A 14,095-nucleotide genomic window follows, 5' to 3' on the forward strand; every position below is an offset into this window, starting at 1 on the left:
ACAGGTCACTGGACCATCTGTGACTGGCGTGAAAGGCGAAAGTGCGGCAGTCTTAGGCACCCGAACAAGCCTCGATTGGGGCTTGAATAAAAATTTCAGTGCACAGGTGTACATTCATTTCCCGTGTGCTGTGACTTTCACTACAACGCAATAGTCTATGAGTAGGCTGTCGATTCGAGGCATGAACGCTTCGGTCGGCCGGGAAGATTTGCCCCACCCTGCCGCATGGGACTATTGAGGAGCTCGCATGACCAAACAAAACGCCTTTACCCGGGAAGATCTGCTGCGCTGCAGTCGCGGTGAGCTGTTCGGCCCAGGTAACGCGCAACTGCCCGCCCCGAACATGCTGATGGTGGATCGCATCACCCATATCAGCGAAGAGGGTGGCAAGTACGGCAAAGGTGAATTGGTCGCCGAGCTGGATATCACTCCGGACCTGTGGTTCTTCGCCTGCCATTTCGAAGGTGATCCGGTGATGCCGGGCTGCCTGGGCCTGGACGCCATGTGGCAACTGGTCGGTTTCTTCCTCGGCTGGCAAGGCCTGCCGGGTCGCGGTCGCGCCCTGGGTTCGGGCGAAGTGAAGTTCTTTGGTCAGGTCCTCCCGACCGCCAAGAAAATCACCTATAACATTCATATCAAACGCGTCCTCAAGGGCAAGCTGAACATGGCCATTGCCGATGGTTCGGTTGCCGTTGATGGTCGCGAGATCTACACCGCCGAAGGCCTCCGGGTCGGCGTTTTCACCTCCACTGACAACTTCTAAGGGTTATCCGCATGCGCCGCGTCGTTATCACTGGTCTGGGCATCGTTTCGTGCCTGGGCAATGACAAAGAGACCGTCTCCGCTAACCTGCGTGCAAGTCGCCCTGGCATCCGGTTCAATCCGGAATATGCCGAAATGGGTCTGCGTAGCCAGGTTTCCGGCTCCATTGACCTCCCCCTCGAAGAGCTGATCGATCGCAAGATCTACCGTTTCGTCGGCCACGCGGCGGCTTACGCCTACCTGGCCATGAAGGACGCCATCGCTGACTCCGGCCTGACCGAAGAGCAGGTTTCCAACCCGCGCACCGGCCTGATCGCCGGCTCCGGTGGCGCCTCCACCTTGAACCAGATGGAAGCGCTGGACATCCTGCGCGAAAAAGGCGTCAAGCGCGTTGGCCCGTACCGCGTCACGCGGACCATGAGCAGCACGGTTTCCGCCTGCCTGGCCACACCGTTCAAGATCAAGGGCCTGAACTACTCCATCGCCTCTGCCTGCGCCACCAGTGCCCACTGCATTGGCAACGCCATGGAGCAGATCCAGATGGGCAAGCAGGACGTCGTGTTCGCCGGCGGCGGTGAAGAAGAACATTGGAGCCAGTCGTTCCTGTTCGACGCCATGGGCGCCCTGTCCAGCAAGCGCAACGACACGCCGGAAAAAGCTTCCCGCGCCTACGATGCCGACCGTGACGGTTTCGTCATCGCCGGCGGCGGTGGCATGGTGGTGGTCGAGGAGCTGGAACACGCCCTGGCCCGTGGCGCCAAGATCTACGCGGAAATCGTCGGCTACGGCGCCACTTCCGACGGCTACGACATGGTCGCGCCAAGTGGCGAAGGCGCCATCCGCTGCATGCAGATGGCCATGTCCACCGTTGATGCACCGATCGACTACCTGAACACCCACGGCACCTCGACTCCGGTCGGCGACGTCGCGGAAATGAAAGGTGTGCGCGAAGTGTTCGGCGACAAGGCCCCGGCCATCAGCTCCACCAAGAGCCTGTCGGGTCACTCCCTGGGCGCCGCCGGCGTTCACGAAGCGATCTACTGCATGCTGATGATGGAAGGCAACTTCATGGCCGGCTCCGCCAACATCGACGAGCTGGATCCGGAAGTGGCCGACTTGCCAATCCTGCTCAAGACTCGCGAGAACGCCACCATCGATACCGTGATGAGCAACAGCTTTGGCTTTGGTGGCACCAACGCCACCCTGGTACTGAAGCGCTGGCAGGGCAAGTAAGCCCCGCCGCTACGCCACACACAAAAACGCCCCGACTGGTTCGGGGCGTTTTTTTGCCTGGCGAATTTGCCTGGGTTCATTGTGGGAGCGGGCCTGCTCCCACATGAGGCCTACAGTAGAGGAATTCAGCGCACGACAAACCGCTGCTGCGTCAACAGCCGATCACCCTGGAACACCATGAATCGCCACTCCCCCGGCACCACTTCGTGGCTTTCGGTGAATTCGTAGGCCATGACATCCTGAGGCGCGCCGGGTACCAGTTTCTGGATGACCTCGAACTTGTCGTGGCGCACGCCATCGGGGGTGCGAATGCCGGGGGTGAAGTACAACAGGGTCAACGGCTGGTCATCCGCGACCTTGCCGGCCAACTGGTAGCGCATGCCGAACTTGGTGCCCAGCTTCGCCGGCACGCTCTCGGTCTGGTGGATCTGCTCGTTGCTACGCCGCAGGACTCGCTCTCCCGATTGCAGCTCGGCTTGCGGCCCTTCGAAAACACCGTACTCCACCGGGCCTTCGACACGGACTTCGGCCTGTGCCAGGCCGCAGGTCAACAACAGCGCCACCAGTGCGCTTGAACGGGTGAGGTGCATAGTGCGCTCCTTGATTGAGATGAGCGCGAGGGTATGACGCGGGAGTGACAGGCTGATGACAAAGCGATGTTGGCCTGTGGGAGCAAAGCTTGCTCGCGATGCCGGCACCTCAGCCTTCAAGACCGCATGACTTTCACCGCAGGCAAGCCTTGCTCCCACACAACACCGCCAAAAAGTTATCCCGCGCCACCTTCTGCGCCACGTCTTGCGGCAAGGCATCGAGAAACGGATCGAAGCTGCGCAACTCCTTGCCCAACTTGTTGAACCGCCCGACGACATCCGAGCCCACCATGAAGCGCTCAGGAAAGCGCTTCACCAGCGTTACCCACTCATCCCGGGGCTTACCCGCCTCGTCCAGCAAATACGGCGTGAGCACGCTCCAGGACAGGTCTATGTACAGATTGGGGTAGGCCTCGAGCATGCGGGTCAGGGTCGGCAACAGAAAATCCAAGCGGGTCTGGTGGCGATGGATTTCCATGCTGGTACCGGCATGGGCCCAGATGAAGCGCGTGTGCGGGTGATTGCGCAACGGTTCCTCGATTTCTGCCAGGTACAGCGGATTTTTCTCACGCTTGGAAGTGATGTTGGAATGCAGCATCACCGGCAAGTCGTTCTCGGCCGCCAGGTGATAGATCCGCGTCATGGCTTCGTTGTTGGCCCGTGGGGTGTCGCCCGAGGTCAGCGCCGTCAGGTCGTCATGACGGGTGAAGACCTCGCCGATGCCTTGCCACAAACCCGGGTAGAGATCGAGCATGCGCTGGATATGGGCGGCGGAGTTCTTGTCGTTGGGATTGAAGCCCGACAAAAAAGGATGGAAGTGCCGGCGTTGTTCCTGGGTCAGCTTGCTCACCGCGGCGGCGACAATCACGTCGGTGGCGCTGTACCAATAGGCATCCGCGTCGTCACCGGCGTAATAGCGCGGACGCTTGGGCTCGTCCTCGTGCCATTTCTTGGCCACCGGCACACCGGAAATCATTACATGCTCAATGCGATTGTCCGCCATCGCCTGGAGCAACTTGGGCATGCCGGCGGTTTCCTGGAAGAAATCGACGTAATGCAGATGTGCATCGCTGTAGGTATATTCGCGAGCCACGGCACCGCTGCTGGAAACAACCAGCAGCCAGGCACAGATCAAACGGGGCAGGGACACGGGCAGCCTCCAGAAACCTTGAACAACGTAGACCCTAACCGTCCCGCCTGGGTTCAAGGTGCATGTGCAGCGTCTACTGGCGACGGGTTATGCTTCGTGCAACCGTTGTTCAACCTGGAAGACAACATGACCACTCCCCTGACCGTTCGCCCCCGCGCCGAAGATGTCGAAGGCCAGCCGATTCTTCGTCCGCTGCCGTCCGCCAAATGCCGCAGCGTCGGGCCTTTCGTGTTTTTCGATCACATGCTGCAAACCACCTACCCGGCCGGCAAAGGCATGAACATCCGCCAGCATCCGCATATCGGCCTGTCCACCCTCACCTACCTGTTCGAAGGAAAACTCCAGCACAAGGACAGCCTCGGTTCCGATCAGGTGGTGGGTGCCGGGGATGTCAGTTGGATGACCGCTGGCAGTGCCATCGCCCACGTCGAGCGCACTCCCGAATCCTTGCTCGGCAGCGCTTTTATCATGCACGGGTTGCAAGTCTGGTTGGCCTCACCCAAGGCCCACGAACAGGGCCCCGGGCACTACAGTCATCACCCGGCTCACAGCCTGCCCGTCAGCGAGAACCTGGGAGTCAGCATCCGCATGATCGCCGGGTCAGGCTTTTGCCTGGAATCGCCAGTGCCGGTGCTGTCGCCGACGCTTTATGCCGAGTTGAAGCTGCAAACCGCGACGACCTTGCTGATTCCCAACGAACATGAAGAGCGGGCGCTGTATGTGGTGAGCGGCGAAGCGTCATTGGATGGTGAGCCGGTAGAAGCCCACTCCCTGGTGATATTGCCGATCGGGGAAGAGATGACGCTGTTTGCCGACAGTGACTGCCATGCCGTGCTGTTCGGCGGTGCCCCCCTGGACGGGCCGCGTCGGATCAATTGGAATTTCGTCACCAGCGACCCGGCCCGGATCGATGAAGCCCGCCGACGCTGGGCGGCTGGGGACTGGCCGACTGTGCCGGGGGAAAGCGAGCGGATCGAATTGCCCTAAATTCACAACATCCTGTGGCCAGGGAGCTTGCTCCCGCTCGACTCTGTAGGAGCTGGCGAAGCCTGCGATCTTTTGATCTTGATCTTGATCTTGATCTTGATCTTGATCTTTCGCTTGGGATTCAAGTGACTGGGGAAAGATCGCAGCCTCGTTTCACTCGACAGCTCCTACACAGCTCCTACACGGCTCCTGCACAGCTCCTACAGGCCCAGCGGGAGCAAGCTCCCTCGCCACGGGTGCTACTTGAAGCTTTCAGCCCCTGAACACTTCATCCAACAAGTTATGCATCGAGCGGAACGCCCGTCCGGCGACCTTGGCGTCGTACATCATCTTGCCCGGCACATTGGCCTGCGGGTCGGTGAACGAATGCACCGCACCGCCGTAACTCAGCAGTTGCCAATCCACCCCGGCGGCGTTCATTTCATCTTCGAAGGCCGGTAGCTGCTCTTTCGGCACCAGCGGGTCCGAGGCGCCATGCATGACCAATACCGCGCCCGTGATGTTCTGCGCATCGGCCGGGTTCGGTGTATCCAGGGTGCCGTGGAAGGAAATCGCCGCCTTCAGCGGTGCGCCGCTGCGGGCCAGTTCCAGAGCGCAACAGCCCCCGAAGCAAAAGCCGAACGTGGCCAGCCTGGAAGCGTCGACCTGCGCTTCACCCTGGCTTTGCAGTTGCTCGAACGCCGCCTGCATGCGCTTGCGCAACAAGGCCCGGTCATTCTTGAGGGGCATCATCGCCGCCCCCGCCTCATCGGCATTGCTCGGACGGACCGTCTGCCCGTACAGGTCGGCAATCAACACCACATAACCGTTGGCCGCCACCGACTTGGCAATGTCCTCGGCACCCGCCCCCACACCCATCCAGTTCGGCGCCATCAGCAACCCCGGGCGCGGGCCCTGCTGATTGACGTCGAAGGCCAGGCGACCTTCATAACTTTGCCCTTCGATCTGATAGACCAGCGAACGAACCGTAACCTGACTCATGACGGACTCCTTTTTGACTGAACACCAGAAATGAAAAAACCCGCCGAAGCGGGTTTTTCCTGCACTTGCTTAAGCTGACAGTTCAACCAGCAGCTTGTTCAGGCGACGCACATACGCCGCCGGGTCCTTCAAGCTGTCACCGGCCGCCAGGGCCGCTTGGTCGAACAGGATGTGCGACAGATCGCCGAAACGCTCTTCGCTCTGCTCGTTGTCGAGTTTTTCCACCAGCGGGTGGGCCGGGTTGAATTCGAAGATCGGCTTGGAGTCCGGGACTTTCTGGCCGCTGGCTTCGAGGATCTGGCGCATTTGCAGGCCCAGGTCCTGCTCACCGATGGCCAGGATCGCCGGGGAGTCGGTCAGGCGGTGCGAGACACGCACTTCGCTGACCGCATCGCCCAGGGCCGTCTTGATCCGCTCGACCAGGCCTTCCTTGCTCTTGGCGACTTCTTCGGCGGCTTTCTTGTCTTCTTCCGAATCCAGGTTGCCGAGGTCCAGGTCACCACGGGCCACGTCGACAAAGCTCTTGCCGTCGAACTCGTTGAGGTAGCTCATCAGCCACTCGTCGATGCGGTCGGTCAACAGCAGCACTTCGATGCCTTTCTTGCGGAAGACTTCCAGGTGCGGGCTGTTCTTGACCTGTGCATAAGTTTCACCGGTCAGGTAGTAGATCTTGTCCTGGCCTTCCTTGGCGCGGGCCAGGTAATCGGCCAGGCCCACGACTTGCTCGCCATCGTCACCCTGGGTCGACGCAAAACGCAGCAGGCCGGCGATTTTCTCTTTGTTGGCGAAGTCCTCGGCCGGGCCTTCTTTCATCACCTGACCGAAGTTTTTCCAGAAGCTCTTGTACTGCTCGGGCTCGTTCTTCGCCAGTTTTTCCAGCATGTCCAGCACGCGCTTGGTCAGTGCGGTCTTCATGGAATCGATGATCGGATCTTTCTGCAGGATTTCCCGCGAAACGTTCAACGACAGATCGTTGGAATCCACTACACCCTTGATGAAACGCAGGTACAACGGCAGGAACGATTCGGCCTGGTCCATCACGAACACACGCTGCACGTACAGCTTCAGGCCGCGTGGCGCTTCGCGCTGGTACAGGTCGAACGGCGCACGGGCCGGCACGTATAGCAGCGAGTTGTATTCCAGCTTGCCTTCGACCTTGTTGTGGCTCCAGCTCAGCGGGTTTTCGAAGTCATGGGCGATGTGCTTGTAGAACTCCTGGTATTCCTCGTCCTTCACCTCGGTGCGCGGGCGGGTCCACAAGGCACTGGCGCGGTTGACGGTTTCCCATTCCACTTCAGGCTTTTCTTCGCTTTCGGCCGCGGTGACTTCCTTTGGCAGCTCGATTGGCAGCGCGATATGGTCGGAGTACTTCTTGATGATGTTGCGCAGGCGCCAGCCATCGGCGAACTCGTCTTCGCCGGACTTGAGGTGCAGCACGATGCGGGTGCCGCGATCAGCCTTGTCGACGGTGGCGACTTCAAACTCGCCCTCGCCCTTGGACGACCAATGCACGCCTTCGCTCGCAGCGAGGCCGGCACGGCGGCTGAACACTTCGACCTGGTCGGCAACGATGAACGCGGAATAGAAACCGACGCCGAACTGACCGATCAGGTGGGAATCTTTCTTCTGGTCGCCCGACAGGTTCTTCATGAAATCGGCGGTGCCGGACTTGGCGATGGTGCCCAGGTGCGTGATCACCTCTTCGCGGCTCATGCCGATGCCGTTGTCTTCGAGGGTGACGGTTCTGGCGTCCTTGTCGAAGCTCACACGGATTTTCAGCTCGGCGCCGCCTTCCAGCAGTTCAGGCTTGGAAAGGGCTTCGAAACGTAATTTGTCGACAGCGTCAGAGGCGTTCGAAATCAGCTCGCGAAGGAAAATTTCCTTATTGGAATACAGCGAGTGAATCATCAGGTGCAGCAGTTGCTTCACCTCGGTCTGGAAGCCCAGGGTTTCCTTTTGAGTTTCCACGCTCATGGTCATCAAACTCCAAGTGGATGGTGGTGTCCGCCTCGCTGAGATTGGCGGCGGGATGTCCTGAAGGTGGGGGCAACGCTGATGATTTCAAGGGCGATCCGGTTTTGAAGGCTCCTTGATCTTGAAATGTGCCCGGGCAGTGGCGATGGGTTCGGCCTCGACGTCCTGCCAGGCGGTGATCGCGACATTGGCGACCCGCCGGCCCTGGCGCCAGACCTGGCATTTGGCGTAGGTGTCGCGAAACTGTCCGGTGCGCAGGTAATCCAGGGAGAAATCGATGATTTTCGGTATGCCTGGCGTGCCAGTGGCGATCAACAGATGCACTGCAGCGGCCAGTTCCATGAAGCCGGCAATGACCCCGCCATGAATGGCCGGCAGTAAAGGGTTACCAATGTTGTCTTTGTTGGCCGGCAGGCGAAACAACAAGTCGTCGCCCTGGCGCGTGCATTCGACGCCGATGAGTTGCGCATAGGGGATCGAGGCCAGCAGCAGCGCGTAATCGCCCTGTTCGCAGGCATGGCGCAGTTGTTCCTGGAGGGTATCGGTCATGGTTGGCCCACGGCGGTCATCGAGCCGCCCTTCCCTATTCCCCTGGCATGCTGGCCCAGGCGCATGAATGTACCCACCACATGGGCGATGGGTTGCTCGGGGTCGTCCTGGTAGGCGAAACCCCGGGTGAAGATCACGTCCGGGGTGACTCGGTAGCATTGCGCGAAGCCGTAGACATCCTTGTGGGGCTCGGCGGCGTGCATGTAGTCGATGCGCAGGTCGAGGGTGGGACAGACTTCGAATTGCGGCAATACACATAACGTCGACATGCCGCACGCGGTGTCCATCAGTGAGGTCAACGCCCCACCGTGGATGATGCCCGTCAGGGGATTGCCGACGATTTTCGGGCTGAACGGCAGGATGACCGTCAGCCCGTCACGACTGGCACTGTGCAGCTTCAAGCCCAGCACCTGGCAATGCCTGAGTGCGGATAAAAAACGTGTTGCACGCTCAAAAACGGGGTCTTCGGTCATTCGATCAACGCTCCAATGAGTGACGAGACCTGACAACAGGTGCGACTCACAAAGTTCAATTGCCGTGCAAAGTTATATATCTGTTACGCAACAGGAACTTAATCCGAAAGGCAGTGTTCAAAAGGCCAGTAGTTATTTCCATAAGGAGAAACACCCCATGCGTAAGACTTTTGCTATTGCCTTGATGTTGGCCGCCTCCCTCGGCCTCGCTGCCTGCGATAAAAAATCCGAGGACAAAGCTCAAGATGCCACACAACACGCTGAGCAAGCTCAGCAAGACATGAACAAAGCACAGGATAAAGTGAACGACGCGGCGAAAGAAAACGCCGAAGCCGCCAAAGATCAGGCCGAATCGAACGAAGCAGCCGCGAAAGAACAAGCCCCGGCTCCGGCTCCTACCGCGCCAGCAACCAACTGATACGGTTCAAGCAGTAAAAGAAACCCGCCTGGCGCGGGTTTTCTTTTGCCTGTGATTTGAGGCGCGCCTGTCAGGCCGCTTCCTTGCCAACCTCGGGCACTGGCGCTTCAGTGGGGGTATAGACCATCACGTCCAGCACATCGGAGTGAAATTCGCGCTGATACAACACGAACACCACGCCAGCGCTCATCAACATGAATAACCAGGGGCTGACGAACCACGCCAACATGGTCATGCCGAAGTAATAGGCACGCAGGCCGAAGTTGAACTGGTTGGCGGCCATGGAGATCACTCGCGCCGCCCTCAGCGCAAAGGCCTTGCGCTCCTGTTCCGACACATGGCGCTCACCGATCATCGGCGCCGAGCCAATCAGCACCGCCGCGAAGTTGTACTGGCGCATGCACCAGCTGAAGGTGAAGAACGCATACACGAACACCAGTGCCAGGCACAGCAACTTGACCTCCGCCATGCCCTGGGACGCCTGCTGCACCATGGGTATGTCCGCCAGCAACGACACCGCCCGATCAGACGCCCCGAGTACCGTCAGGATACCGGCCAGGATGATCAGCGTGCTGGAGGCGAAGAAGGATGCGTTGCGCTCCAGGTTGCCGACCACGCTGGCATCGGCGATACGGTTCTCGCGCAGCAGCATGCGGCGCATCCAGTCTTCGCGGTAGAGGTGCATCACGCTGGCCAGGCAGGCCGTGTCGCGCGCCTTCCAGGTGGCATATCGGGTGTAGCCCGCCCAGCAGATGATGAACCAGGCGGCGGCAAGCAGGTGGATCAGGTTGGCTTGGATGAATGACATTCGATTTCCTGTATGTCTAAAAACATGACGTCTAAAGCCAGACTTGCCTTGAAATGCCGACCTGTCGGAGCGAGCTTGCTCGCGATAGCGCCGGATCAGTCAGCGACGAGGTGGCTGATAGACTGCTATCGCGAGCAAGCTCGCTCCCACAAGATTCTGTGCAGGTTTTTCATGACACTGCTTCGACGTTAGTCCACGGAAAAAGACACTGCACTCAAAAAAAATGCCCCGTATCGATTGATACGGGGCATTTCAGTTCTTGCCGATGGATCTGTCGTAGGCCGCTTAAGCCAACGCTTCGCTGCGCTTGCCCAGCAGGCGATCGCACACCACCGCGACCGCCAGGGTCATCACCGAAGGCACCAGCCAGGCCAGGCCTTGCTCGCTCAGTGGCAGGTGGGCCAGTTGCGTCGGCATCCAGTCCGCCAGGCCGGCGCCCTTGAGCGCATCGACCAGGCCAAACAGGAACGACACCAGCATCACCGGGCCAACGATGCGCCCCTGCTCGTGCCAGAAGTCCTTGCAGAAGCTCAGGGCCACCAGGGCGATGCACGGCGGGTAGATCGCGGTGAGGACCGGAATCGAGAACGCGATCAGCTTGGTCAGGCCCAGGTTGGACACCAGCAACGAAAAGGCCGCCAGGATCACGACCAAGGTCTTATAGGACAGCGGCAGCAACCGGCTGAAGTACTCGGCACAGGCGCAAGTCAGACCAACCGCGGTCACCAGGCACGCCAGCGAGATCAACACCGCAAGGAAACCGCTGCCCAAGCTGCCGAAGGTGTGTTGCACGTAGGCATGCAGCACAGCGGCGCCGTTGGTTGCGCCCACGGCCACTTCATGGCTGCCCGAACCCAGGCGGAACAGGCTGACATAGACCAGCGCCAGGCCCACCCCGGCAATCAATCCGGCTATGATCGCATAGCGGGTGATCAAGGCTGGCGACTCGACGCCCCGGGAACGGATCGCGTTGACGATGACAATGCCGAACACCAAGGCGCCCAGGGTATCCATGGTCAGGTAGCCATTGATGAACCCTTGGGAGAACGGCGCCGCCACGTATTCAGGGGTGGCCACGCCAATATCACCGGCGGGCAAGGCAAACGCCGCGATGCCGAGCGCGGCCAGGGCGATGATCTTCAGTGGCGCGAGGAAGCGCCCGACGGTGTCCAGCAGACGGCCCGGGTAGAGCGAGATGAAAAATACCAGCAGGAAATACGCTGCACTGTAGAGGAACAGCGCCAACGGGCTTTCGCCGGTCAACGGCGCCAGGCCGACTTCGAACGAAACGGTGGCGGTTCGCGGCGTGGCGAACAACGGGCCGACGGCCAGGTAGCACACGGCCGCCAGCACACCACCGGCGAGCTTGCCGATGGGGCTGCTCAAGGCGTCCATCGCACCACCCACCTTGGCCAGTGCAACGACCGTGATGACCGGCAGCCCGACCGCCGTGATCAAGAAGCCCAGCGCCGCCATCCAGACATGGGGCCCGGACTGCAAACCGACGATAGGCGGGAAGATGATGTTGCCGGCCCCGACAAACAGGGCAAATGTCATGAAACCAAGCGCCAGGACATCCTGGCCTTTCAACACTTTCATTTAAGGAAACCACACTACTGAATCGGAATTTAGAGAGGGATTTCCCTTGAGGGTAGAGGGAAATGCTGCCGATCCGTATGGGACCGACCCGTTTAGCGCGGCGCTTCCTTGTGGGCAGCGGTCGCAAAAATGGCTGCTAGCCTAACGAATTTACGTTAAGAACGCACTGTTACGGGGCGAACTATCCGATACACGACGTTTCCGTGTCGCGTTTACGTATCTATTTTTCCTGCGAAGCCCCTTGCCGTAAGGGCCTTTATCTGTGGAGCAAGGCTTTGCTCCCACAAAGCCTTGCTTTCACAAAGCCTTGCTCCCACAGGGCCTTGTTCTCAGAAAGCTTGCTTCAACAGTGCCGGAAACGACAAAGGCCACCCGAAGGTGGCCTTTGTTGCTGGAACAAAAAAGTCAGCCGAAGCTTACTTCTTCATTTCCCAGCCAGTCAGCTCGGCCAAGGCCTTGCCGATGTCTGCCAGCGAACGCACGGTTTTCACGCCTGCGTCTTGCAGTGCAGCGAACTTCTCGTCTGCAGTGCCTTTGCCGCCAGAGATGATTGCGCCAGCATGGCCCATGCGCTTGCCCGGAGGAGCAGTCACACCAGCGATGTAGGAAACAACCGGCTTGGTCACGTTGGCCTTGATGTAGGCAGCCGCTTCTTCTTCAGCCGAACCGCCGATCTCACCGATCATCACGATCGCTTCGGTCTTCGGGTCTTCCTGGAACAGCTTCAGGATGTCGATGAAGTTCGAGCCTGGGATCGGGTCACCGCCGATGCCGACGCAAGTCGACTGACCGAAACCGGCGTCAGTGGTCTGCTTCACAGCTTCGTAGGTCAGGGTGCCGGAACGGGAAACGATACCGACCTTGCCTGGCAAGTGAATGTGACCTGGCATGATGCCGATCTTGCATTCGCCTGGAGTGATCACGCCTGGGCAGTTAGGGCCGATCAGGGTGATACCCAGCTCGTCGCACTTGACCTTGGCTTCCAGCATGTCGATGGTCGGGATGCCTTCGGTGATGCAGACGATCAGCTTGATGCCGCCGAACGCTGCTTCAAGGATGGAGTCCTTGCAGAAAGGAGCTGGAACGTAGATCACGCTGGCGGTGGCGCCAGTGGCAGCTACAGCGTCTTTCACGGTGTTGAACACTGGCAGGCCCAGGTGCTCGGTGCCGCCTTTGCCCGGTGTTACGCCGCCAACCATCTTGGTGCCGTATTCGATGGCTTGCTGGGTGTGGAAACTACCTTGCGAACCGGTAATACCCTGGCAGATAACCTTGGTGTCTTTATTGATCAGGACGCTCATTATTTGCCCTCCGCAGCTTTAACGACTTGTTGAGCAGCGTCGGTCAGGCTGGTAGCAGCGATGATGTTCAAACCGCTTTCTGCCAGTACTTTAGCGCCCAGCTCAGCGTTGTTGCCTTCAAGGCGAACAACAACCGGGATTTTCACGCCAACTTCTTTCACGGCGCCGATGATGCCTTCGGCAATCATGTCGCAGCGAACGATGCCGCCGAAGATGTTGACCAGTACTGCAGCGACGTTGGTGTCGGACAGGATGATCTTGAACGCTTCGGTTACGCGTTCCTTGGTAGCACCACCGCCCACGTCGAGGAAGTTGGCTGGCTTGCCGCCATGCAGGTTGACGATGTCCATGGTACCCATGGCCAGGCCAGCACCGTTGACCATGCAGCCGATGTTGCCTTCCAGGGCTACGTAGTTCAGTTCGAACTTGGCAGCGTGCGCTTCGCGCGGATCGTCTTGCGACGGATCGTGGAAAGTCTTCAGCTTAGGCTGACGGTACATGGCGTTGGCGTCGATGTTGATCTTGGCATCGAGGCAGTGCAGGTCGCCGTCGGCCTTGATCACCAGCGGGTTCACTTCCAGCAGTGCCAGGTCGTGGTCCTGGAACAGCTTGGCCAGACCTACGAAGATCTTGGCGAATTGAGTGACCTGCTTGCCTTCCAGGCCCAGCTGGAATGCCAGCTCGCGACCCTGGAATGGCTGTGCGCCAACCAGTGGATCGATGGTGGCCTTGAGGATTTTCTCAGGGGTATCGTGAGCGATTTTCTCGATGTCCACGCCACCTTCGGTGGAAGCCATGAACACGATACGGCGGCTCGAACGGTCAACGACAGCGCCCAGGTACAGCTCTTTAGCGATATCAGTGCACGATTCAACCAGGATCTTGGTGACTGGCTGACCGTTGGCGTCAGTCTGGTAAGTCACCAGACGCTTGCCCAGCCACTGCTGTGCGAAGGCTTTGGCGTCTTCTTTGCTGCGAACCAGCTTGACGCCGCCCGCTTTACCGCGACCACCGGCGTGAACCTGGGCTTTGACAACCCACTCGCTGCCGCCGATTTTGTCGCAAGCTTCTGCTGCCGCTTCCGGGGTGTCTACCGCGTAACCGGTGGATACTGGCAGGCCGTACTCAGCGAACAGCTGCTTACCCTGATACTCGTGAAGATTCATGCTTATTACCGTCTTCGTTAGGTACTGCGCATTCGGTGCTGCACCGTTCTGGTGCCGCACCACCTGTGACTGCTGCTTGCGTAGCGTTCCAGTTGACCGGTTCG

General features: G+C 59.5%; 14 protein-coding genes. 4 read left to right on the plus strand and 10 right to left on the minus strand.

The annotated features are described in order from the left end of the window. Positions 1–247: 247 nt before the first annotated feature. Both fabA and fabB read left to right on the plus strand, forming a co-directional pair. Complete coding sequence (gene fabA, locus AC09SL_RS15560) at positions 248–763, plus strand: 3-hydroxyacyl-[acyl-carrier-protein] dehydratase FabA (protein ID WP_003204400.1); 516 nt, start codon at positions 248–250, stop codon at positions 761–763. A gap of 11 nt (positions 764–774) precedes the next feature. After that, positions 775–1,995, plus strand: coding sequence for a beta-ketoacyl-ACP synthase I (gene fabB / locus AC09SL_RS15565; RefSeq protein ID WP_058543174.1), 1,221 nt, complete (start codon positions 775–777; stop codon positions 1,993–1,995). A 125-nt stretch (positions 1,996–2,120) separates the two neighbouring features. Here the strand turns inward: fabB and AC09SL_RS15570 are convergent, their stop codons facing one another. Then, positions 2,121–2,585, minus strand: coding sequence for a DUF3859 domain-containing protein (locus tag AC09SL_RS15570; protein ID WP_058543175.1), 465 nt, complete (start codon positions 2,583–2,585; stop codon positions 2,121–2,123). 133 nt (positions 2,586–2,718) lie between these two features. Further along, complete coding sequence (locus tag AC09SL_RS15575; RefSeq protein WP_058543176.1) at positions 2,719–3,735, minus strand: amidohydrolase family protein; 1,017 nt, start codon at positions 3,733–3,735, stop codon at positions 2,719–2,721. Between the two features lie 126 nt (positions 3,736–3,861). On the opposite strand from AC09SL_RS15575, the gene AC09SL_RS15580 reads away from it, so the two are divergent. Further along, positions 3,862–4,722 carry a pirin family protein gene (locus AC09SL_RS15580; protein ID WP_058543177.1) on the plus strand — a complete coding sequence of 287 codons (861 nt, stop codon included), beginning with the start codon at positions 3,862–3,864 and terminating at the stop codon, positions 4,720–4,722. 252 nt (positions 4,723–4,974) lie between these two features. Here the strand turns inward: AC09SL_RS15580 and AC09SL_RS15585 are convergent, their stop codons facing one another. From AC09SL_RS15585 to AC09SL_RS15600, 4 genes are all read right to left on the minus strand, one after another. Continuing rightward, positions 4,975–5,703: a dienelactone hydrolase family protein gene (locus AC09SL_RS15585; RefSeq protein WP_058543983.1), complete on the minus strand. Its 729-nt coding sequence runs from the start codon at positions 5,701–5,703 to the stop codon at positions 4,975–4,977. Positions 5,704–5,772: 69 nt separating this feature from the next. After that, entirely contained in the window at positions 5,773–7,677 is a 1,905-nt protein-coding gene (gene htpG / locus AC09SL_RS15590; protein ID WP_064106992.1) for a molecular chaperone HtpG, read from the minus strand. An 87-nt stretch (positions 7,678–7,764) separates the two neighbouring features. Then, positions 7,765–8,226: a PaaI family thioesterase gene (locus AC09SL_RS15595; protein WP_058544639.1), complete on the minus strand. Its 462-nt coding sequence runs from the start codon at positions 8,224–8,226 to the stop codon at positions 7,765–7,767. Further along, positions 8,223–8,699 (minus strand): PaaI family thioesterase, encoded by a 477-nt coding sequence (locus tag AC09SL_RS15600; RefSeq protein ID WP_058544640.1) that lies wholly within the window; start codon positions 8,697–8,699, stop codon positions 8,223–8,225. The genes AC09SL_RS15595 and AC09SL_RS15600 overlap by 4 nt, the downstream gene beginning before the upstream one ends. 157 nt (positions 8,700–8,856) lie before the next feature. Between AC09SL_RS15600 and AC09SL_RS15605 the strand changes: the two genes are divergently transcribed. Further along, a complete protein-coding gene (locus tag AC09SL_RS15605) occupies positions 8,857–9,117 on the plus strand; it encodes a hypothetical protein (RefSeq protein ID WP_058544641.1) in 261 nt (86 codons plus the stop codon). A 70-nt stretch (positions 9,118–9,187) separates the two neighbouring features. Here the strand turns inward: AC09SL_RS15605 and AC09SL_RS15610 are convergent, their stop codons facing one another. From AC09SL_RS15610 to sucC, 4 genes are all read right to left on the minus strand, one after another. Then, complete coding sequence (locus AC09SL_RS15610) at positions 9,188–9,925, minus strand: DUF599 domain-containing protein (RefSeq protein ID WP_058544642.1); 738 nt, start codon at positions 9,923–9,925, stop codon at positions 9,188–9,190. Between the two features lie 285 nt (positions 9,926–10,210). After that, the gene (brnQ, locus tag AC09SL_RS15615) at positions 10,211–11,524 is read right to left on the minus strand and encodes a branched-chain amino acid transport system II carrier protein (protein ID WP_064106981.1); all 1,314 of its coding nucleotides are present in this window, start codon (positions 11,522–11,524) and stop codon (positions 10,211–10,213) included. A 416-nt stretch (positions 11,525–11,940) separates the two neighbouring features. Next, positions 11,941–12,825 (minus strand): succinate--CoA ligase subunit alpha, encoded by an 885-nt coding sequence (gene sucD / locus AC09SL_RS15620; RefSeq protein WP_003179236.1) that lies wholly within the window; start codon positions 12,823–12,825, stop codon positions 11,941–11,943. Beyond that, positions 12,825–13,991, minus strand: a complete 1,167-nt coding sequence (sucC, locus tag AC09SL_RS15625) for an ADP-forming succinate--CoA ligase subunit beta (RefSeq protein ID WP_003179235.1) — start codon at positions 13,989–13,991, stop codon at positions 12,825–12,827. Before sucC ends, sucD begins: the two co-directional genes overlap by 1 nt. Between the last annotated feature and the right edge of the window lie 104 nt (positions 13,992–14,095).

The organism is Pseudomonas sp. PF05, assembly GCF_056521845.1.